This is a genomic window from Bradyrhizobium sp., assembly GCF_035570375.1.
GTDB lineage: Bacteria > Pseudomonadota > Alphaproteobacteria > Rhizobiales > Xanthobacteraceae > Bradyrhizobium.
This window is the reverse complement of sequence record NZ_DATMLW010000123.1, coordinates 35885-57021: the sequence shown is the minus strand read 5'-3', so window position 1 is coordinate 57021 and position 21137 is coordinate 35885. Positions and strand designations below refer to the sequence as shown.

The 21137-nt window shown below is 63.7% G+C and carries 14 protein-coding genes and 1 pseudogene; 4 read left to right on the top strand and 11 right to left on the bottom strand.

The genetic code is table 11. The features are described 5' to 3' along the window. The first annotated feature begins 41 nt into the window (after nucleotides 1-41). Nucleotides 42-1259, top strand: a complete 1218-nt coding sequence (gene trpB, locus VNX23_RS12725; RefSeq protein WP_325630502.1) for a tryptophan synthase subunit beta — start codon at nucleotides 42-44, stop codon at nucleotides 1257-1259. Between the two features lie 82 nt (nucleotides 1260-1341). Here trpB and VNX23_RS12720 read toward each other — a convergent pair whose 3' ends face one another. Next, the gene (locus tag VNX23_RS12720; RefSeq protein WP_325630501.1) at nucleotides 1342-1686 is read right to left on the bottom strand and encodes an endonuclease domain-containing protein; all 345 of its coding nucleotides are present in this window, start codon (nucleotides 1684-1686) and stop codon (nucleotides 1342-1344) included. A gap of 75 nt (nucleotides 1687-1761) precedes the next feature. Between VNX23_RS12720 and trpA the strand changes: the two genes are divergently transcribed. From trpA to VNX23_RS12705, 3 genes are all read left to right on the top strand, one after another. Continuing rightward, nucleotides 1762-2598 carry a tryptophan synthase subunit alpha gene (trpA, locus tag VNX23_RS12715; RefSeq protein WP_325630499.1) on the top strand — a complete coding sequence of 279 codons (837 nt, stop codon included), beginning with the start codon at nucleotides 1762-1764 and terminating at the stop codon, nucleotides 2596-2598. Nucleotides 2599-2717: 119 nt separating this feature from the next. Further along, nucleotides 2718-3659, top strand: coding sequence for an acetyl-CoA carboxylase, carboxyltransferase subunit beta (gene accD / locus VNX23_RS12710; RefSeq protein WP_325630497.1), 942 nt, complete (start codon nucleotides 2718-2720; stop codon nucleotides 3657-3659). 56 nt (nucleotides 3660-3715) lie between these two features. Beyond that, the gene (locus VNX23_RS12705; RefSeq protein WP_414642986.1) at nucleotides 3716-4996 is read left to right on the top strand and encodes a bifunctional folylpolyglutamate synthase/dihydrofolate synthase; all 1281 of its coding nucleotides are present in this window, start codon (nucleotides 3716-3718) and stop codon (nucleotides 4994-4996) included. Between the two features lie 15 nt (nucleotides 4997-5011). Here the strand turns inward: VNX23_RS12705 and VNX23_RS12700 are convergent, their stop codons facing one another. From VNX23_RS12700 to coaBC, 10 genes and pseudogenes are all read right to left on the bottom strand, one after another. Beyond that, a complete protein-coding gene (locus VNX23_RS12700; protein ID WP_325630496.1) occupies nucleotides 5012-6022 on the bottom strand; it encodes an ATP-dependent DNA ligase in 1011 nt (336 codons plus the stop codon). A 155-nt stretch (nucleotides 6023-6177) separates the two neighbouring features. Beyond that, a complete protein-coding gene (gene trxA, locus VNX23_RS12695) occupies nucleotides 6178-6498 on the bottom strand; it encodes a thioredoxin (protein ID WP_325630494.1) in 321 nt (106 codons plus the stop codon). 70 nt (nucleotides 6499-6568) lie between these two features. Continuing rightward, nucleotides 6569-10091 (bottom strand): annotated as a pseudogene (addA, locus tag VNX23_RS12690) (double-strand break repair helicase AddA). Next, nucleotides 10085-13228, bottom strand: coding sequence for a double-strand break repair protein AddB (gene addB, locus VNX23_RS12685; protein WP_325630492.1), 3144 nt, complete (start codon nucleotides 13226-13228; stop codon nucleotides 10085-10087). Before addB ends, addA begins: the two are co-directional and overlap by 7 nt. Nucleotides 13229-13448: 220 nt before the next feature. After that, nucleotides 13449-14171: a nucleotidyltransferase family protein gene (locus VNX23_RS12680; RefSeq protein WP_325630491.1), complete on the bottom strand. Its 723-nt coding sequence runs from the start codon at nucleotides 14169-14171 to the stop codon at nucleotides 13449-13451. Nucleotides 14172-14446: 275 nt separating this feature from the next. Next, on the bottom strand, nucleotides 14447-14764 hold the full coding sequence (locus tag VNX23_RS12675; RefSeq protein WP_325630489.1) for a PilZ domain-containing protein: 318 nt from the start codon (nucleotides 14762-14764) through the stop codon (nucleotides 14447-14449). A gap of 97 nt (nucleotides 14765-14861) precedes the next feature. Next, nucleotides 14862-16385, bottom strand: coding sequence for a tRNA (adenosine(37)-N6)-threonylcarbamoyltransferase complex ATPase subunit type 1 TsaE (gene tsaE, locus VNX23_RS12670; protein ID WP_325630488.1), 1524 nt, complete (start codon nucleotides 16383-16385; stop codon nucleotides 14862-14864). Then, on the bottom strand, nucleotides 16382-18904 hold the full coding sequence (locus VNX23_RS12665) for a PAS domain-containing sensor histidine kinase (protein WP_325630486.1): 2523 nt from the start codon (nucleotides 18902-18904) through the stop codon (nucleotides 16382-16384). Before VNX23_RS12665 ends, tsaE begins: the two co-directional genes overlap by 4 nt. A 318-nt stretch (nucleotides 18905-19222) precedes the next feature. Beyond that, a complete protein-coding gene (gene dut / locus VNX23_RS12660; RefSeq protein WP_325630484.1) occupies nucleotides 19223-19681 on the bottom strand; it encodes a dUTP diphosphatase in 459 nt (152 codons plus the stop codon). Further along, nucleotides 19678-21108 carry a bifunctional phosphopantothenoylcysteine decarboxylase/phosphopantothenate--cysteine ligase CoaBC gene (gene coaBC, locus VNX23_RS12655; protein WP_325630482.1) on the bottom strand — a complete coding sequence of 477 codons (1431 nt, stop codon included), beginning with the start codon at nucleotides 21106-21108 and terminating at the stop codon, nucleotides 19678-19680. Before coaBC ends, dut begins: the two co-directional genes overlap by 4 nt. Between the last annotated feature and the right edge of the window lie 29 nt (nucleotides 21109-21137).

The following is a 21137-nucleotide window of genomic DNA, read 5'->3' as shown; positions in this document are numbered from 1 at the left end:
GTCCTTCGGACGGCTATGCCCGGCCATGACGAAAGGTGAAAATGACTCGAGCACTACCCAATTCCTACCGAAGCGGTCCCGACGAGCGCGGGCATTTCGGCGTTTTCGGCGGCCGCTTTGTCGCAGAAACCCTGATGCCGCTGATCCTCGATCTGGAGAAGGCCTACGCCGAGGCCAAGGCTGATCCGGCGTTCCAGGCAGAGAGGAACGGCCATCTCAAGCATTATGTCGGTCGGCCGTCGGCGCTGTATTTCGCCGAGCGCCTGACCGGGCATCTTGGCGGCGCCAAAATCTATTTCAAGCGCGAGGAGCTCAACCACACCGGCTCGCACAAGGTCAACAACGTGCTCGGCCAGATCCTGATGGCGCGCCGCATGGGCAAAAAGCGCATCATCGCGGAGACCGGCGCCGGCCAGCACGGCGTTGCCACGGCTACCCTGTGCGCGCGGTTCGGGCTCGATTGCGTCGTCTATATGGGAGCCGTCGACGTCGAGCGGCAGCAGCCCAATGTCGTCCGCATGGAAATGCTGGGCGCGAAGGTGGTGCCGGTTCAGTCAGGCACGCGCACGCTCAAGGACGCGATGAACGAGGCACTGCGCGACTGGGTCACCAATGTGCACACCACGTTCTACTGCATCGGCACGGTGGCGGGCCCGCATCCCTATCCGATGATGGTGCGCGATTTCCAGTCGGTGATCGGCAACGAGACCCGCGCGCAGCTGCAGGAGGCCGAAGGCCGCCTGCCGGACTCGCTGATTGCCTGCATCGGCGGCGGCTCGAACGCGATGGGGCTGTTTCACCCCTTCCTCGACGATCCGTCGGTCGAGATTTTTGGCGTCGAGGCCGCCGGCCATGGACTGACGCAGCTGCACGCCGCTTCGATCGCCGGCGGGCGGCCCGGTGTGCTGCACGGTAACCGCACCTACCTGCTGATGGACGACGACGGCCAAATCCAGGACGCGCATTCGATCTCGGCAGGGCTCGATTATCCCGGCATCGGGCCCGAGCATTCCTGGCTGCACGAAACCGGTCGGGTGAAATATCTTTCGGCCACCGACGACGAGGCGCTCGCCGCGTTTCAATTGCTGTCGCGGCTCGAAGGGATCATTCCGGCGCTCGAACCAGCGCACGCCATCGCCAAGGTGATGGAGCTCGCGCCGCAGCGCCCCAAGGATCATCTGATGGTCGTCAACCTCTCCGGCCGCGGCGACAAGGATATTCCGCAAGTGGCGGAAATCTTGCGGGGGAAGACGAAGTGACCACGCTTGAAACGGGTTTCTTTTACCTCTCCCCGTTGGGGAGAGGTCGGCTGCGTAGCAGCCGGGTGAGGGGGCTTGTCGATCAATCGAATCGAAGATGGCCTTCGATCATTTCGAGAACTCCTTCGAGATTGTCGTACACGTCCACATTCGAGACCCGAACGACGAGAAAACCGCAGGCCTCGAGGGCGTCTGATCTGGCTTTGTCGCGCCGGACTTCTAGCGGGGTCGAATGCGTTACACCGTCGACCTCTACGACTAGTTTTCCGTCGAGAGTCACGAAATCGACGACATACCGGTCGATCGGGTGCTGGCGGCGGAATTTCCAGCGTGCCGGCTTGCGATTGCGCAGCGCCTGCCAGAGCCTTGATTCTGCGCTTGTCTGCGAAGTGCGAAGGGCTCGCGCCCTCGCTCTAAACTTGTCCATCCCCCTCACCCGGATCGCTAGCGCGATCCGACCTCTCCCCACCGGGGAGAGGTACAGTACAGCGTTTGCCGCACAATGACCACGCGCATCGACGCCCGCTTTGCCGAGCTGAAGAAGCAAGGACGCTCCGCCTTCATTACCTTTGTGATGGCGGGCGATCCCGATCCCATAACCTCGCTCGAAATCATCAAGGCATTGCCCGGGGCAGGCAGCGACCTCATCGAGGTCGGCATGCCCTTTACCGATCCGATGGCCGATGGCCCATCGATCCAGGCCGCGGGACTGCGCGCGCTCAAGGCCGGCATGACCTTGAAAAAGACGCTTGCCGTGGTGCGCGAGTTCCGCAAGGGCGACGACGCCACGCCGCTGGTGCTGATGGGCTACTACAATCCGATCTATATTTACGGCGTCGACCAATTCCTCGTCGATGCGAAAGCCGCCGGTGTCGACGGTCTCATCGTGGTGGATCTGCCGCCAGAAGAAGACTCCGAGTTGTGCCTGCCCGCGATGAAGGCCGGGCTCAACTTCATCCGCTTGGCGACGCCCACCACGGACGACAGGCGCTTGCCTGCCGTGCTCGCCAACACCTCCGGCTTTGTCTATTACGTTTCCGTCACCGGCATCACCGGCAGCGCAGGCGCCGATTCGGCCGCGGTCGCGCAGGCGGTTGCCCGGATCAAGCGGCACACCAAACTCCCCATTTGTGTCGGCTTCGGCATTCGCACGCCGGAAGCGGCCCGCGCCATTGCGGCCAATGCCGACGGCGCCGTCGTCGGCAGCGCGCTGGTCGAAGCCTTGCGGCGTAGCCTTGATGCCGACGGCAAGGCGGGCGCCAAAACCGTCGACGCTGTGGCTGGCCTTGCCGCCTCGCTGGCGATGGGTGTTCGGGGAGCGAAGCTCGTCGCCGAATAAACCGCAATTGCGGGGTGGATAGGTCCACTTCGGCTGCTTGCCGGCGACGTTCCGGAGCGCCATATATTTGAAGGCTTCCTGCTTGCAGGCAGTTCGGAGCGAAAGATGCGGAGCGAAAAATGAATTGGCTCACCAACGTCGTCCGGCCGAAGATCCGCAACATGCTGCGGCGGGAGACGCCGGAGAATCTGTGGATCAAGTGCCCGGATTCGGGGCAACTCGTGTTCTACAAGGACGTCGAGGCCAATCAGTTCGTCATTCCCGGCTCGAACTATCACATGCGCATGGGTGCGGTGGCGCGCCTCAAGTCGATCTTCGACAACGAGACCTGGTTTGACGTGGCGCTGCCCGAGGTCGCTGCCGATCCGCTCAAATTCCGCGACGAACGCCGATATGCCGATCGCGTCAAGGACGCGCGCGCCAGGACCGGGCTCAACGACGCCATCAAGATCGGATACGGCAAGCTCGAAGGCGCGGCCGTGGTGATCGCGGTGCAGGATTTCGATTTCATGGGTGGCTCGCTCGGCATGGCCGCCGGCGAAGCCATCGTTCGCGGCCTTGAACTCGCGGTCGAAAAGAAATCGCCGTTTATCGTGTTCGCCGCTTCCGGCGGTGCCCGCATGCAGGAAGGCATCCTGTCGCTGATGCAGATGCCGCGCACCACGGTCGCCGTGCAGATGCTGCGCGAGGCAAAACTGCCCTACATCGTCGTGCTGACCAATCCGACCACCGGCGGCGTCACCGCCTCCTATGCGATGCTGGGCGACGTGCAGATCGCCGAGCCCGGTGCGCTGATCGGTTTCGCCGGCGCGCGGGTGATCGAACAGACCATCCGCGAGAAACTGCCCGATGGCTTCCAGCGCGCCGAATACCTCAAGGACCACGGCATGGTCGACATGGTCGTGCATCGCCACGATCTGCGCCCGACACTGGCGCGGCTCTGTCGCCTGCTGACCAAGTCGCCTGCGATCCAGACCGCAACGAGGCCTGTGCCGCAAGCCGCCTTTTCGGCGCCTGTCGTCTCGGCCGCGGAAATCGCGCCGACCGCGCCGCCAGCGTGAACGCGCCAGCGGCCAGGCCGGGCCCGCTCGGCGATCTGATGGCGCGGCTCTCCGCCATGCATCCTCGGCGGATCGATCTCGGTCTGCAGCGCATGCAGCGGCTGGTGGAACGTCTCGGCCACCCCGAACGCAAGCTGCCGCCGGTGGTCCATGTTGCCGGGACCAATGGCAAGGGTTCGACCATCGCCTATCTGCGCGCGATCCTGGAAGCGGCGGGCCATCGCGTTCACGTCTACACGTCGCCTTATCTGGTGCGGATCAACGAATGCTATCGGCTCGGCGGTGCCGGCGGCGGAACTCTGGTTGAGGACGATGAATTGCGTCGGGTGCTGGAGCATTGCGAGCGCGTCAATGCCGGAGAGCCGATCACGATTTTCGAAATCGAGACTGCGGCGGCATTTCATCTTTTCGCACAGCACGCGGCCGACGCGGTGCTGCTTGAAGTCGGTCTCGGCGGCCGGCTCGATGCCACCAACGTGATAGAGACGCCGCTGGCGAGCGTGATCTCGCCGATCGGCATGGATCACACCGAATTCCTCGGCGACGAGCTCGCGAAGATCGCGCGCGAGAAGGCCGGCATCATCAAGCCCAATGTGCCGGTGATCTGCGCCGAACAGACGGCGGAGGCGGCCGCCGTGATCGAACAGTCCGCCCGCCGCATGCATGCGCCGCTGCATGCAGCGGGGCAGGACTGGCATGTCAATGTCGAGCGCGGACGGCTTGTCTATCAGGACGATCGCGGACTGATGGATCTCGTGGCGCCGAGACTATTCGGCCGCCATCAGTTCGACAATGCGGGTCTTGCAATTGCGACGCTGCGTGCGCTTCCCAGCTTCAGGATCGAGCCTTCCGCGTTCGAAGCCGGCATCGTCAATGCGGAATGGCCGGCGCGCATGCAACGCCTGGCCTCGGGCCCGCTGGTCGAGCAGGGGCCGGGCGGTTGCGAAATCTGGCTCGATGGCGGCCACAATGCCGACGGAGGGCGCGTCGCGGCGACCGCACTCGGCGATCTCGAGGAACGCGTGTCGCGTCCGCTCGTGGTCATCGTCGGCATGATGGCGAACAAGGACGCCGGGTCGTTTCTTGCCAACTTCGCCGGGCTGACGCGGCACATCGTCGCGGTGACGATTCCGGATCGCGAAAATGCGATGCCGCCGGACAGACTGGCCGACGCTGCCCGCGCACTCGGTATGCGTGTCGAAAATGCCGCCGGCGTCGAAGCGGCGTTGCGGTCGCTGGCGCGGCTCGCCTACGAAGTGCCGCCGCGCATCCTGATCACGGGTTCGCTCTACCTCGCCGGCCATGTGTTGTCGCTCAATGGCGTGCTGCCGCGTTAGAGCGCGATGCATCGGTCAATCCAGCAGTTTCATCGGATCGGCGGCCTTCTGCTTCAACTGGTCGAACGTGCATTGCTTCGGCGACTTGTCCGGCCGCCAGCGCAGGATCGAGGTGCCATGGCGGAAGCGGTCGCCGCTGAAGTGATCGTAGGCCACCTCGACCACGCGCTTCGGCTTCAACGGACACCACTCGGCCGAACGCTCGGTCGACCATCGGCTCGGGCCACCCGGCGCGTTGCCGGTGAAGCCCGGCTTGGCAACGAGCGCTTCGAGTTTCTCTGTCAAGGCCAGCTTCTCCTCGCGTTTGATGGCCGAGGTAAATCCGACATGGTGCAACAACCCGCCCCGATCGTAGAGGCCAAGCAGCAGCGAGCCGACGACCTTTTTTCCGGACACGGAGTGCGTGGCATAACGGAAGCCGCCGACCACGCAGTCGGCGCTGCGGAAATTCTTGATCTTCTGCATGCCATCGCGATTGCCGGCTTGATAGGCCAGATCGAGGCGCTTGGCGATCACGCCATCGCAGCCGCCGCCGGCCTGAGCCAGCCATTGTTTCGCCCTCGCGTAACTTGTCGTCGCCGCCGAAAGCCGAAATGCCGGGTTGGATTTGAACAGTTTTCTGGCGAAGGCCTCCAGTACTGGTCGCCGCTTCGCTAGCGGCTGCGCCGACAATGTCTTGTCTTGTGCGGTCGAGAGAAGATCGAAGGCGATATAGATCGCCGGTGTTTCCCGCGATAATTTCCGCACGCGGCTCGCCGCCGGATGAATCCGCTGCAACAAATCGTCGAATGAAAACGCCTTGCCGCGCGGCACGACGATTTCGCCGTCGAGCACAAACGCGTCCGTCTTCAATTGCAGCGCGGCTTCGACCAGTTCGGGAAAATAGCGGGCCAGATCCTCGCCCGACTTCGAGCGTAGATCGACTTTGTCACGATCGCGCCACAACAGGCATCGGAAGCCATCCCATTTCGGCTCATACTGCCAACAAGCCCCTTGCGGAATCGTCCGGACCGCGCGTGCTTCCATCGCCGCCAGGCGCTGCGGGCGAGAAGTTTTGCGCGCGATTTGTCGTTGCGAAGGTCGCAAGGCTCAAACCCGTCTTCGAACATTGAACATATCGAACCAACGCAAAAACGGCCGGCTGTTGGCCGGCCGTTCGAAAAAAAATCTGCAGAAGGCGGTCAGACCGCAGCCGTAATCCACTGCTGCAGTTTAGCCTTCGGCGCTGCGCCGACCTGGCGCGAGGCCATTTCGCCGCCCTTGAAGATCATCAGCGTCGGGATCGACATCACGCCGTATTTTGACGCCGTCTTCGGGCTCTCATCGACGTTCAGCTTCACGATCTTGACCTTGTCGCCCATGGCGCCGGCAATCTCGTCGAGTGCTGGCGCGATCATGCGGCATGGACCGCACCATTCAGCCCAGAAATCGACCACGACAGGGCCTTGCGCTTTGAGCACTTCGGCTTCGAAATCGGCGTCAGAAACCTTGCCAACGGCCATTGGAATACCTCGTTTCCTTGTTCAAAGAGGCGGCGAAAAGGGAATCGCCGCCGGGATCATGGCGTTCAACCTAGGAACGCGGCCTTGCCGGGTCAAGCTCCGACCGTCCCCCGGACGATGGATGCCAGTTCGGCGTCGAGCGCAGGAGCAGAAATCTCCACCAATTCCGGGGTTTCGGTCCATAGTATTGCTGCCCGGATCACCAATTGGGGATAAAGCTTCTGCAGCACGGCGCGGTAGAGTGCGAGCTGGCGGACATAGACCAAGGGTGCATCCTCCGGACTGGCCGGCGGGGCCTGGTTGGTCTTGAAATCCACGATCAGGACTTCGTGAGGGGTCACGGACAGGCGGTCGATCTGCCCGGAAACCAGTACGGGAAGGCGGCCCGGACGCTCGAGCCGCCCCACGATCGAGATCTCGGCGCGGCTGCCGGTCGCAAAAACCGGTGCGAATCGCGCATCTCCGATCAGGGCCAACAATCGTTCCGCAAGGGCATGGCGCGTGGCTTCATTCCAGTCGGCTGCGTTGCGCGCGAGATATTTCACTGCCGCCTCGCGGCGGCGCTCGCTTGCAAGATCGGGCAAGGATTGCAGCAATCGATGCACCAGCGTGCCGCGCCGCAGCGCATCGGCGCGCGCGTGGGCGGATTCGCCGGCGCGGAAGCCGCGGCCTTGATCTTCGCCGGGCTCGGAGGGGCGCAAAGGGATATCAAGCGAAGCCTCCGGCGGCGCGGATCCGCGCAGCCATGACGGCAGCTCGATCGGTGCAGCTTTGCTGGTGGCGGGGGCTCCTGTTTCTGCAGCCGCATCTTCAGGCCTCGTGAAGCGTTTCGCCGCACCGCTGGCGGTCTCGATTCCGGAAACCAGAAGTCCGGAATTTTCGAGACCCTTGACGATCAGATCGTACCACGAGCCCTTGCGCACCGTGTTCATGTTGCCGGGCAGGCAGCCGCCGACGATCAGGCGGTCGGCCGCACGTGTCATCGCCACGTAAAGCAGGCGTCGGTATTCGTCCTCGGTTTCGCGAAGCATCAAGGCACGGGCCTCTGCCACGGCACGCGGATCGTCCATCTTCTTGCCGGCCCACACCACCGCGCCCGGCAGATGCGGCGTTGCCTTGTCGGGCGGCAGATGAATGAGCCTCAAGCGCTGCGTGTCGGTTGGCGAGGAGGCGGTGTCCGCCAAAAAGACCACCGGTGCCTCCAGTCCCTTGGCGCCGTGCACGGTCATCACGCGTACCTCGTCGCGCGAAATCTCCATGTCGCGCCTGACCTCGAGGTCGGCGGTGCGCAGCCACGCCATGAAACCTTGCAGCGAGGCCGGCGCCTTGCGCTCATATCCAAGCGCAAGTTCCAGAAATTCATCGAGCGCGTCATTGGCCTCGGTTCCGAGCCGGCGCAGGATCCGCTTCCTGCCGCCATCGCCGCCAAGCAGCCAGGCATAGAACGCAAACGGCGTCTCGTGTCTCGCACGCTGCGCGCAGGCTTCCAGGCGCTGCAGTGCAGTTCTGAATTTCTCGTCGGTTGCGGCGTGAAGGCGCAAGGCGTCGTGCAGCGATGCCCTGCGCTGCCACGCCAGCTTGAACAGGTCGTCGTCGTCAAGGCCGAACAACGGGCTCTTCAGCGCCACGGCGAGCGCGAGATCATCCTGCGGCAACAGCAACGCGTCGGCGAGATTCATCAGGTCGATGATGGCGATGTGCTCGGTCAATTTCAGCCGGTCGGCGCCGGCGACGGGAATGTTGGCGTGCTTGAGCGCCTGAATCACGGCGTCGAACGCGTTGCCGCGCCGCCGCACCAGCACCAGCATGTCGCCGTAACGAAGCGGGCGGCGATCGCCGGCCCGGCCCGTCGTGACTCCGCGCTCCACCAGCGACCTGATCTCGGCCTGAATGCGTTTGGCAAGGCGCACCTCGGGCGAGGTTACGGAAATAGCATCGAACGGCGCTCGCCAGCCCTCGATGTCCTGCTTGCCGTCCGGCAGCTGCAATTCCCAGAAGTCGATCAGGCTCGGCCCGGCATCGGCAAGCGACTCGTGCAGCGGATAGGTGGTTTCCGCGTGAATGCTGCGATAGATGTCCTGGTCGCGGAACACATGGTCGACCGATTGCAAGATGGCCGCGCCTGATCTGAACGAATAGGTGAAGCTGACCGGGTCGAATTTCAGTCCGGCATCGGTGAATTTCCGATGCAGTTCGCGGCGGCGGGCATCGAATTCACGCGGGGCGGCACCCTGAAACGAAAAGATTGACTGCTTCTCGTCGCCGACCGCAAAGACCGTGCGGACCACGCCGTCGCGCGCCCCCTCGCCGGAGGTGAATTCAGATACGATGTGGGCGATGATCTCCCATTGCCGGGGGCTGGTGTCCTGCGCCTCATCGATCAGGACGTGGTCGACGCCGCGGTCGAGCTTGTAGTGTACCCAGCCGGAGGAAACGCGGTCGAGCATTTCCAGCGTCTTGTCGATCAGGTCATCATAATCGAGAAGGCCGCGCTCCTCTTTCTCTCGTCGATAGTGCGCGGACGCGGCGGTTGCGATGTGCAACAGCGCCTGGCTGCGGTCACGGACCGTCAGCGCGCGGCGCCGCTCGATCAGCGAAGAAAGACGCAGGAACTCCTGCTCGAACAGGTGCGCAATCGCCGGATTGGCGTCGCAGAATTTCCTGGTCAGCACCGTTTTGCGCGGTATTCGCTCATCGGTGAGGAACACCCCGAGATATTCGTCCACTTGCGCCGAACCGGTAAGCGCCAGCGCCTCGCGCAGCCGGGCTGCCTGCTCGCCATCGGATTTGTTGCCGGTCTCGAGGACGAGCGCGATCTCCTCCCAGCGCGACCGCGGCACATAGGGCCCGTCGAGAACGTCGCGCTCGACGTCCTCGATGCGGTCGGTGGGACCCACGCCAAGCGCCGTCGACATCTGTGCGACGGCGACCTCTGTACTTCCCGCCGCGTCGGCAAAGGCCATGAAGTGATCGCGGGAAAGACAAGCCTCGCGCACGACGTCCTTGAAGGTGACGTCGGCGGCGCTCGCCATCGCGATACTCAGTGCCTTGCCGGTCGCGCTTTGGGGGTCGCGCGAGGCATCGAGCAGCACCCTCAGATTCGCGCGCTCCATCATGTCGTTCTGGTCGCGCTCGTCGAGTACGGCAAAGCGTGCCGGCACATTCGCCTCGAACGGGAATTGCTGCAAAAGCCGGGTGCAGAGCGCGTGGATGGTCTGCACCTTTAAGCCCCCGGGCGTCTCCAGCGCGCAGGCAAACAATTTGCGGGCAATCCTGCGCAGCCTCGCGCCGGGGCGCTCGATGCCGACTTCGGTGATCGCATTGTCAAGCGCATCGTCATCGAGCGTGACCCAATGGCCGAGTGTGGAGAACACCCGCTCCGCCATGTTGGCTGCCGCCGCCTTGGTGAAGGTGACGCAAAGGATTTTTTCCGGCGGCACGTCTTCGAGCAGCAGGCGGATCACCCGCTGCACCAGCACATGTGTCTTGCCGGAACCGGCATTGGCCGAAACAAAAGCGGAAGCCGTCGGGTCCGAGGCGCGCGCCTGCGTGGCGCGAACCGCATCCGGAATCAGGCGCGGCACATTCACCATTCCTCGATCCCCCGGCCACCCGCCGCCGACCATTCCTTGATGCGGGCGAGATCATCGTATTCGCCGTAACGGTTCGACCACATCGACAAATTGAGGGAGGTGTAGGGCTCGTTTTCGTCTTCGAATTTCCTGATCAACGCCTCAAGCTGCGCGCGCGCGTAATCCGCCGCGTCGTCGGGCGGCTGCGCCGTTTCATTCTTGACTTTCAACTCCAGCCGCTTCTCTTCGCCGGGCGGGTTATTGCCGGAAAGGCGTACATAGGTGAGTTCGCGCACCGAAGCGCCCGCGGCAATGCCGGCAAAGCCGCCCTCGCGCAGGATCGCGGCTTCCAGCGTGAGCTGTGGCGACAATCCCATCCGCACCTGTTTGCCGGTCGGAGGCTGGCCGGTCTTGTAATCGAGGATGGCGAAGCTGCCATCGGGGCGCCGTTCGATGCGGTCGGCGCGCGCCGACAGCACGAAGGTACGTTCATTGCCGAGCGAGATCGGAATCTCACCACTGATCTCGGCATGGATCGCCGCAAGGTGATCGCGTCGCGCGACCTCCCAGTCCGAGAACCATCGCGCGATGCGCAGGAAGCGCGGCCACCACAATGCGCGAGCCTCCGGGCGTTCCATCAGCGGCGCGAAATATTTCGCTCCGATGCCGCGCAAGACCCCGGCGGGATCACCCGGCAGCGCGTGAGCAAAGCTCTGAGTGAATTCACCGATCGTGTCGTGAATCGCCGAACCGCGGTCGGCGGCCGAGAGCGGCATGTCGACCTGATCAAGCGGGGCAAGCCGCAGGATATATCTGGCATAGATCGTATAGGGATCGCGCAGCCAGTCCTCGATCGCTGTCACCGACAATCGCAACGGCCGGACCGCGCGTGCAGGCCGCGGCGCGGGCTGCGCGACGGGTACGACCTTGTCGGGGGCATCGAGCTGACCCGCGAATTGAACGTATTTTTGCCCTGCAGCCTTCGCGGCTTTCCAGCGATCTGCGCCTGCCACCGCCTCCAGCCGGTGCAGGAAGCGCGAGGCCACCGCTGGCGCGCCGCCCACCTTCGCAGCGTGGCTCAGGATGACTTCGTCGGCGCCGAGCAATTGCGCGAAGTCGTGCGCGGAAAGGCCGATGCGCCGCTCCGGCAAATCGAGTCCGAGCTCGTGCCGCATCGGCCGGCTCAGCCACGGATCGATCCGCGGGGCAGGCGGCCAGACACCTTCGACCAGGCCGCCGATGATGACGCGGTCCGACCGCGTCAGCCGCGCTTCGAGCGGGCCGTAGATCTTCAGTTGAACGTTGGCGCCCTCCGGCCGCCGCACCGTGCGGTCGGCAAAGGCGGTCTGGAACACTTCCGCGTAGTCCGAAAGCTGAACCGTCAGGCCGCTTGGCGATTTCGCGCCGAGCAGGTCATCGAAGGCGGATGCGAGCGCAGCGCCTTGCGGACCCTCGAACACAAATGCGACGTCATGGTCGTCGTGCGACAATTTGATCAACACGTCGCGATGGCGTCTGGCGAGTTCCGCAAAATCGTGGGGCTTGCCCGGATCGAGACCTTCGAGCGGCGCCAGCGCATCCCGCAGACAAAAGATCAGCCGAGTTGCCTGCTCGAGCTCCGCGTCCGTCAGGCGAGTCCGCGGTTCGGACCGGTGCAGCGAAGACGTCTCGCCGTCGCGTAATTTCCTCAACTCGGCGCGAAAGCGGACCAGCTCTTGCTCAAGCCCGTTTGTTCCGCCTTGCAGCCTTGTGCCGCGCAGGAGCGCCAGTTCGAGCACCTCGGCGGCTCTCGCAAAAGCGCGGGTCGCCGCCCCCAAACGGCACAGCGGATGCTTCAAGAGCGCGAGCAAATTCGGCGGTTCAAGCTGTTTTCCTGCCGCTTCAGCGGCAAGCCGCGCGAAAATTCCGGCCGGCGTATCCATCAGCGCGTCACCGCCTGAATCGTCGAAGGCCAGATTCCAGCGGAGAAGCGCCGCAGCCACGCGGCGTGCCAAGGCGCGATCCGGCGTGACCAGCGAAGCCGACTTGTCGAGATGTCGCGCCTCGCGCATTGCGACCGCGATGGCGAGCGCTTCGCCCTCGGTATTCTCCGCTTCGATCAGAGCGAGATTGGTCATGCCGATCGCAATCTTCCCGGCGATCTCACCCTCGGCCAATCGCCGCTGCCATTGCGCGGTCGCATTCGAAGGCCGCATCGCCTCGGAGAGGAGGAGATCGCGGCCGTGCGGTGCAGGCGGGACGAGGATTTCGACGTCGCTGCGTTTGATAGCAAAACGCTGCAGAAGCGCGTGCATTGCGTATTGCGGATGGTTCGACGCAGGCGGTGTCGTGAACCTGCCTTGCGCATCGCGGACGCCGCCGATGATCTGCCAGGCATCGTCTTCGAGATCGGTATCCAATCCCGGCAGCACGACCGCACCTTGCGGAAGCTGTGCGATAACATGCAGGAATTTCGCCGTGGCCGGCATCGATCCGGTCGAACCCGCCGCGATCACGGGACCTGCGTGGCGCGCGGAGAGACGTCTGGCTTCGGCTTCGATGAGAAGATCCCGCCGCGCCGCGGGCTCGATTTTTTGAATCTCCTGGAGATAAGCGGGCCAGGCCTGGCGCGCGATCCGCAGGAATTCGAGCGAATATTGCCAGTATTTGTCGAGCTGATCCGGCACCAGGGCGTCAAGCGCGTCCCACCCGACCCCCCTTGTGACCATGTCATCCATCAGGCGCGCCAGATCGCCTGCCAGCGCCAGCGTCGATGCCGGCCCGCCGACCACAAGCGGCGCCGAGACCGGGCTTTTCGCCCAGATCGCCACCAGCCGCGCCAGCGTCAGCCGGCGCTCGAGCTCGCCAAGCTGCGGCGGAACGTCGAGCGAAACTGTTCCACCCAGCGAATCGGCTTCTTCCGCGAAGGCCAGTTCGTCCTCGTCGATATCGCTGAGCGCGACGATGCGCGGCAGCAGTACAGCTCGCGTGTTCAGCTCGTCGAGAAAGATTTGGCGCACCAATCGTCCGGCGCGGCGGGTCGGCAGATAAAGTGTGGCTTCCGCCAGTCGCTCCGGATGCGCCCGGGCCGCGAAATTCCCGACCAGCCTGCCATCGACCAGCGCGGCGATGACGGCGCGCAAGAACGGCACGGATGCTGGAACACTAAATACGCGCATGGGCTTCCCGATTTTGTACTGGAGCTCCGATTCCGAAGTTCGCAAGTCATCGCGGCGCCCCTGATGCGAACTTCGGAATCAAAGCAGCTTCAGCAATAGCAAATTTCTAGTGCGACTTGGAATTTGAAGTTCCCGAACGAGATCGCGGCAACATGATTCGCCGCACCGCGCAGCATCATGGCATGAGCGGCGACGGGAAGGGAGGAATTGAGCGGGAAATTCAGGCCACGCTTTCGAGAAAGGCTTCTTCGGCGGCGCCAACGGCGTCGGGGGTTCCGACATGCATCCACATGCCGTCGAGCCGCAAACCAAATAAACGCTCCTGCTCGTTGGCCGCATCGAACATTTTCGTCAGCGAGAATTCTCCCGATGGAGCGCCGGCGAAGATCGAAGGCGACATGATCGCAGCACCCGCATAGACGAAGGGAACGATTTGGTGCTCCTTCCGCTTGCGCAAGGCACCGTCGGGCAGCATCGCATAATCGCCGCTGCCTTCATAACCGATGCTGCTGGCGGTTGGCGCCATCAGCAGGAGAATATCCATTCGCGCCGGATTGAAGGTCTCGGCGAGCCTCGCCAGATTCGATCGCACGCCGTCGATCCACAGCGTGTCGGCATTGACCAGGAAAAACGGCGCGTCTCCCAGCAAAGGTAACGCCTTGACAACTCCGCCCCCGGTGCCGAGCACATGATTGCGTTCGTCGGAGACGATCACGCGCGGCTTCTTGCGGGGTGCGACGTGATCGATGATCTGGTCGGGCAGATAATGGACATTGACGACAGCTTCGCTGGCGCCGGCGTCCTTGAGCTTGTCCAGCACATGATCGAGCAACGTGCGGCCGGCTACCTGAACCAGCGGTTTTGGCATTCGGTCGGTCAGGGGCCGCATGCGCAAGCCGAGGCCGGCGGCGAGGACCATGGCTTTGGTGGGCTTGACGGACATCTGTTTTAGAACATTCCCGAACCGTTATTCCCTGTTTTCCGTAGATCATGATGCGATCAAGTGGAATCGCATCATGACCCCATCTCCTTGTTTGAGCATCATCCTATCGGAAAACCGGTTCCCACTTTGCGCTAACGCGGCCCCGGGTCCGGATCATGCTCGCGAAAATTCGAACTTGCCGCGAATCATAGCACGGTGATTCAGGCGACGCACTATTGGTGGACTGCATAATCGTCCGACGTGAGGGTGGTGAAACGGCCGCGATGACCGGTGTTTCACGCATCGGCGTTGCTACGCCGCGCCGCTGCTTTCTTCTTCTTGTCGCCGGTCTTCAGGAAGTTGACCCCGATCTGGTCGCCATTGACCCAGGCCAGTTCGCAACGACGGTAGGCAAGCCCGGTCGAGGACAACAGCAAAAAGAACTCCTTCAGATGCAAACCCTCGACGGAACCTTCGATGGTGAGCTTGGCGCCGGTCTCCGAAATATCCTCCATGGTGCAATCGCGCCGCCACGTGCCGTCGATGCCCATCATATGTGCCGCGATGCCGCGCTCGAATGTGACGCGTTCTCCCTTGCGCCGTTCTGTGACCATGGTCTGGCTCCGCCCTCAAAGCAGCCGCTTCCCCGTGCCTTTGGAAAGCACAGGGGTCCGCCGCAGATTAAGGCGAAGACGGCTAACAACCGGTAAATCATGCCTCCGGAGCAGGCACATTGGCGGAATACCAGTCTCGAAGATGCGACAGCGCCGGGTGCGCCAGCGAACGCTCCAGATAGCTCCAGATCCGCGGCTGATGTCGCAGATATTGCGACTTGCCGTCACGCCGGTTGAGCCGCGCAAAGGTGCCGAGAAGGCGCGTGTTGCGCTGCGCCGACATCACCGCATAGATTTCGGCGAAGGTGGCCGGATCGAAACCGTCGTCGGCCGCGTGCCTTGCCTTGATGTAACGCGTCAATAGCGCAAGCTCGAGCTGCTCTTGTATGTCGACGCGCGCATCCTGCAGCAGAGAGACGAGGTCGTAGGCGGCCGGGCCGAGCACGGCATCCTGGAAATCGATGATGCCTACTCTTGAAATTCCCGACCGTTCGGCAAGCCAGATCAGGTTGGGAGAGTGAAAGTCCCGCAGCATCCAGGTTTTTGCGGTGGCCGTGGCCTTGCCCAGGAGATCGCGCCACAGCGCGACGAACTCGGCACGCGAATGGTCGGCGAGCTCGATGCCGCGATCAGGCAAATACCATTCTGGCATCAACCCGATTTCGATCAGCATGGCCTCGATCTCGAATGTCGGGATCGCGTAGGTGATATGCGGCGCCAGCGGCAGAAGTTCGGGCAGCCGATCGCGGTGCAACGCCGCGAGCAGGTCCACGGCTGTTTCATAGCGTTCGGAGATCGGATTCGGCGGATTGCCTTCGACAAAGCTTTCCAGGCCGAAATCCTCGGTGATGAGAAATCCCGCATCGAGATCGCCGTGATAGATCGCCGGTGCGGAGAAGCCGCGTTCGCGCAAGCCCTTGTCGATGGCGACGAACGGCTTGACGTCCTCGGCCAGATGCACCGCCGCGCTATAGCTCTTGCCGTCATAGATCGCCGGTCCGTCGGGACGCCGCGGCGAATTCATCAGGATGAAGACGCCATCGTCACGCACCAGCCGCGCATAGGATCTGATCGAGGCGTCGCCGGCCATGTGCCGGCGTCTGGCATCCATGAAGCCGGCACCGGCGATGAATTCCCGCAGTGCCTTTAACCTTGTGACCTGGGCGGCGGCTTTCCCGTAGCCGATGATTTCAGCGGCACGCGCGGTCGATCCGAATGCCGGGCGATGGCTCAGCGCAATCTCGATTCGGTCGCGCGGCAGCGCCTCGGGCGCGCGCTCGGGCCATTCGATCAGCGCCACCACGCCCTCGGGCAAGGGCGACAGGCCGATCTCTTCCAGTTCGGCAGCGCCGTTGATTCGGTAAAGGTCGGCATGAAGAACGCCAAGCGCCGGCAGGTCGTAGCTTTGCGCCAGCGTGAAGGTCGGGCTTGGCACCTCGATCGAATCGTCGCCGGCGAGGTAGCGGATCATGGCGCGCGCCGCCGCGGTCTTGCCGGCGCCGAGATCGCCCGACAGCGTGATGACGTCGCCCGGGCCGATCAAGAGCGCAAGATCGGCCATCAGGCCTGCGGTCGCGGTTTCGTTCGAAAGCGCAACCTGGATGGTCGCGAGCTCGCTCATTCCGCGGCGTTACGATGCGCGGCCTGATCGACCGGAAAATCGCAAGTGACGGTCGTTCCTCTGCCGACGGTCGAATCGACGCGCACCCTGCCTCCGTGCAGTTCGACGAATGATTTCACCAGTGGCAATCCGAGGCCGGCGCCGCGGTGCCGCGAGCCGTTGGAATGACTCTCGAACCAGTCGAACACCTTGTCCTTGACGTCGGGCGGAATGCCCGGACCGAGATCGGTCACTGCAAACACCACATGGTGCTTGGTACGTCCGGCGCTCAGCGTAATCGTGGAATCCTGGGGCGAGAAGCCGACCGCATTCGCCAACAGATTATACAGCACCTGCACCACGCGGCCGCCGTCGGCCACGAAGGTTCCAATGTTGGGATCGACCTCGATTCTCAGTTTGATGCGGTCACGCTTGAGCCGGTCCTGAATCCCCTCCGCCGCATTGTCGATGGTCCTTCGAATATCGACCGGGCCGAGTTCCAGGGTCATCGCGCCGGCGTCGATGCTGGCGAGATCAAGAATGTTGTTGATGAGGGCGAACAGCGAGTTGGTCGAGGTCGTGATGTAATTGAGGTACTCGGCCTGCTTGGCAACCAGCGGGCCGGTCGCCGGATCGTTCAGGAGGTGGGCGAAGCCGATGATGGTGGTCAGCGGCGAGCGCAGTTCATAGGAGACGTGATGGACGAAATCGACCTTCATCTGATCGGCCGTCTCCAGCGCCTCGTTGCGCTCGCGCAGCGCGCGCTCGACATTTTCGGTGTCGGTGATGTCCTGGAAGGTCAGCATCGTGGCGCCGTCGGGCAGCGGCATGGTCATGCCATCCAGCACGCTGCCGTCCTTGCGCTCCAGTTTCAGCGGCACCTGGACGCGGTTGTCGATCCGCGTAACCGCGTCGCGGATGGTGCGCCAGGTCGCCGCGTCATCGAACAGCGGCCTGCACCAGGCGTCCACCGTCTCGATGTGCGGCTGCTCGCCCAGCGCCTCCGGCGACAGCTTCCACATCCTGGCAAAGGCCGGGTTGAACAATTGGGCGCGGCCATTGCTGCCGAACACGGCAACCGCTTCGGCGAGGTTGTCGAGCGTTTCGCGCTGGACGCGGATCAGGCCGTCGAACCGGCGCGCCAGATCGAGGCTTTCGGTGACGTCGTCGAACAGATAGGTCACGCCACCTTCCGGATTGGGCGTGGTGACGACGCCGAGAGCGCGCCCGTCAGGCAGGTACCAGACATCCTTCTTGGTCTCGACGGCGCGGTAGGCCTCGTGGAGCTTTGCCTTCCAGGCGCGAAAATCCGGTTGTTCGGGCAGTTTGCGCGCGGCGCGAAGCCGGTCGAGCACGCTTGAATCGTCGGGGTTGCCGTCGAGAAAGCCGCGGTCGAGATCCCAGAGACGGCGATAGGAATCATTGTAGAAAGCAAGCCGCCGATGGCCGTCGAAGACGGCGACGCCGGAGGACAGTTGATCGAGCGTGCGACGGTGCGCTTCCGCCATCCGCACCAGCGCCGAACTCAGCGCGGTGGCTTCCGAAGCATCGATCGCCACGCCGACGCTGCCGCCGCCGAGATTGAGCCCGTGCACGTCGTAGAAACGCCGCTCGCCGCCGACCACGATCGGCAGCCTTGCCGCAAATACCGCCTTTTCGTTCAGGGCGCGTTCCATGTTGCTGCGGTCCGCACTGTCGAGCAGTTCCAGTTTACGATCGATCGCGTCGGCGACGCTCGCGGCTTCCGTCGCGCGCGCGTAGGCGCTGTTGGCATAAACGAGCCCGCCGCCCGCGCGTCTGGTCCAGATCGGCCAGGGCGCGGCAGCCGCAAAGGCCCGAAGCATTTCGGTCTCATCCAGCAGCGCTTTGTGGCGGAGATTGGTCTCGGCCAATTCCCGCCGCACCCCGGAAAGTTCTCGAATCCGCACCACGGCCTGGCCGCCGATGGCGCGACCCATCGTCTCCACGGCGGTCCCGCCCGATGTGGTCAGGTTGAGCAGAAAACCCTCGCCCGTCTCGCGCAAGGCCTCGACCGCGCGATCCATCTGGCGGGCGGCCTCTGCCGGCAGCCAGGTACCGAATGCCAGACAGCGCACTGGGGCTTCCGGCGAGGCGAGCAGCGAGGTATCGCCGCTGACCTGCGCGCGACTGTCCCCTGCCGTCCAGGAGATCAGAACCTGCGGTTCGGCGAACAGCAGAGCGCGGAAACGGTCGGCCTCGCTTTGCAGACTCTGGATTTCGGCACGCAGCCGCGTCTCGCTTCGTGCCGCGCGCAGCCGCGTGCGCATCAGCAGGATGGCGGAGAGGACTGAAAAACCGACCAGCGACAACGCGGTCGTCAGTACCGCGATCTCCTGATGGCTCAAGTCGATGAAGGAGGTGATGCTGTGATGCAGATGCGGCAGATCGCTCGCCTCCGCCGGGTAGACCGAAATCAGTACGGTGGCGGCAACGGAAGTTGCAGCGACAGTCAGGCCGCTGCGCGCCAGTGATGAGCACGACAGCAGGGTCCGACGCATCGCCGCGATCACGCCCGACATGGTTTGCCCCAAACGCACGAAGCTGCGCCCGGCTTCCCCCGCCGGGCGCGAATCAAGAGACAATATCGCCAAGCGGACTCGATTGGGTAAGAGTCCAGACCGTGAACGCGAATGGCATGGCAGAAATTTGGGGATTAAGGGCCCCTCACTCCGGCCATTTTTACCAAAGGCGAATCATCGAACGCTAGATCATGACGCGATTAGGTGGAAACGCATCATGCTCTCATCTCTTTGTTTGAGCATGATCTTTTCGGAAAACCGGTTTCAACTTTGCGCTAACGCGGCCCTTCGGGTCCGGATCACGCTCTGGCGGGTCGGTCAGCGGCCGGTCGAACCGAAGCCGCCGCCGCCGCGCTCGGTTGCGGAAAGCGAGGCCACGAGCGTGAACTCGGCGCGAACCACGGCCGCAATCACCAACTGCGCGATCCGCTCGCCGCGCCTGACCAGAAATGGCGTATCGCCGTGATTGATCAGAAGCACGCCGATTTCGCCGCGATAATCCGCATCCACCGTGCCCGGCGCGTTGAGAACGGTAACGCCGTGCTTGGCCGCAAGTCCGGAGCGGGGACGCACCTGGGCCTCAAAGCCTTCAGGCAGTGCGATCGTCAGGCCGGTCGGAACGAGCGCATATGTTCCCGGCGCGAGCATCACCGGGGCGTCTTCCGCCACGGCGGCAACGAGGTCGAGACCTGCGGCAAGCGCGCTTTGATAGGCGGGCAGGGCGAGACCCTCGCCATGCGGCAATCGCCGGATTTCGATTTTGATGCTGGTAGTCACGATCGCTTCTCCGCGTTGACGGCCTCTGCGACCCGCGCCACCAGCGCGCTGGCGACTTCCTCCTTGGTCATCACCGGCCAGGATTCGACCTTGATGTCGTGGCCGTCCCGGGTGAGCAGATGAATGGTGTTGCGGTCGCCGCCCATCACCCCTGTCGCCGGCGAGACATCGTTGGCGACGATCCAGTCGCAGCCCTTGCGCGCGAGCTTGGCGCTCGCGTTCTCGATCAGATGCTCGGTCTCCGCGGCAAAGCCGATCACCAGCGGCGGCCGTCTGTCCCTCAGCTTGGAGATCGTCGCCAGAATGTCCGGATTTTCCACGAGCTGCAGCGGCGGCACGCCGGCCGGTGTTTTCTTGAGTTTCTGCGCCCCTTCACTGGCGACGCGCCAGTCGGCCACGGCAGCCGCGAAGATCGCGACATCCGCGGGAAGGGATGCCTCCACCTTTGCAAGCATCTCGCGCGCCGATTCCACATGGATCACGGCGACGCCCGGCGGATCTTCGAGATCGACGGGGCCCGAGATCAGGGTGACCCGCGCACCCGCCGCTTGCGCTGCGGCTGCGATCGCAAAACCCTGTTTGCCGGAGGAGCGATTGGCGATGTAGCGCACCGGGTCGATCGGCTCGTGGGTTGGGCCTGCCGTGATCAGGATGCGATGGCCGGCCAATGGCCGTGGCTTCGGCGGGCGCAGCAAGCGCTCGGCGACGTCGGCAATTTCCAGGGGCTCCGCCATCCGGCCGATTCCGGCTTCGCCGGCCTCCGCCATCTCCCCGGCGTTGGGGCCGATCATGGTGACGCCGTCGCGCTCAAGTAGCGCGAGATTGCGCCTGGTGGCGGGATTATGCCACATCAGTGGGTTCATTGCAGGCGCGAGCAGGATCGGCCGGTTTGCGCCCAACAGAATGGCCGTCGCAAGATCGTCGGCAGCGCCATGCGCCATCTTGGCCATGAGGTCGGCGGTTGCCGGCGCCACGATGATCAGGTCGCAATCACGCGCCAAGCGAATGTGGCCCGCGTCGAATTCGCTCTCGGGATCGAACAAATCGGTGTAGCAGCGCGCGTTCGACAACGCGCTTGCGGTGAGCGCGGTGACAAAGTGTTGCGCCGCCTTTGTCAGCACGCAGCGGACATGAGTATGCCGCTCCTTCAATCGCCGGATCAGGTCCAGCGCCTTGTAGGCGGCGATGCCGCCGCCGATGATCAGGGTGATGCGCGGCAAGGCAGCATCGGGGCGCGAAGCTGTCGGGCTGCTGGACAAGCGTGGGGCTTCCGGCGGGGCAGGGGAGGCACTGGATGGGCCATTCTGCGAGGCGTCCCGCAGGATTACCCTGACCTCGTCCTCGACCGAGCGGCCGTTGCGGGCCGCCCGCAGCCGCAGCGCATCGCGAATCGCCTCGTCGAGCTTTCGAATCGTCAGGCTCGCCATTTTAAGTGGCTCCGTCCAGATTGATAGCA

Excerpts from the sequence above, each read along its gene's own strand:
- trpB (WP_325630502.1), top strand. The coding sequence starts at position 42 with ATGACTCGAGCACTACCCAATTCCTACCGAAGCGGTCCCGACGAGCGC.
- VNX23_RS12720 (WP_325630501.1), bottom strand. The coding sequence starts at position 1,686 with ATGGACAAGTTTAGAGCGAGGGCGCGAGCCCTTCGCACTTCGCAGACA.
- trpA (WP_325630499.1), top strand. The coding sequence starts at position 1,762 with ATGACCACGCGCATCGACGCCCGCTTTGCCGAGCTGAAGAAGCAAGGA.
- accD (WP_325630497.1), top strand. The coding sequence starts at position 2,718 with ATGAATTGGCTCACCAACGTCGTCCGGCCGAAGATCCGCAACATGCTG.
- VNX23_RS12705 (WP_414642986.1), top strand. The coding sequence starts at position 3,716 with ATGCATCCTCGGCGGATCGATCTCGGTCTGCAGCGCATGCAGCGGCTG.
- VNX23_RS12700 (WP_325630496.1), bottom strand. The coding sequence starts at position 6,022 with ATGGAAGCACGCGCGGTCCGGACGATTCCGCAAGGGGCTTGTTGGCAG.
- trxA (WP_325630494.1), bottom strand. The coding sequence starts at position 6,498 with ATGGCCGTTGGCAAGGTTTCTGACGCCGATTTCGAAGCCGAAGTGCTC.
- addB (WP_325630492.1), bottom strand. The coding sequence starts at position 13,228 with ATGCGCGTATTTAGTGTTCCAGCATCCGTGCCGTTCTTGCGCGCCGTC.
- VNX23_RS12680 (WP_325630491.1), bottom strand. The coding sequence starts at position 14,171 with ATGTCCGTCAAGCCCACCAAAGCCATGGTCCTCGCCGCCGGCCTCGGC.
- VNX23_RS12675 (WP_325630489.1), bottom strand. The coding sequence starts at position 14,764 with ATGGTCACAGAACGGCGCAAGGGAGAACGCGTCACATTCGAGCGCGGC.
- tsaE (WP_325630488.1), bottom strand. The coding sequence starts at position 16,385 with ATGAGCGAGCTCGCGACCATCCAGGTTGCGCTTTCGAACGAAACCGCG.
- VNX23_RS12665 (WP_325630486.1), bottom strand. The coding sequence starts at position 18,904 with ATGTCGGGCGTGATCGCGGCGATGCGTCGGACCCTGCTGTCGTGCTCA.
- coaBC (WP_325630482.1), bottom strand. The coding sequence starts at position 21,108 with ATGGCGAGCCTGACGATTCGAAAGCTCGACGAGGCGATTCGCGATGCG.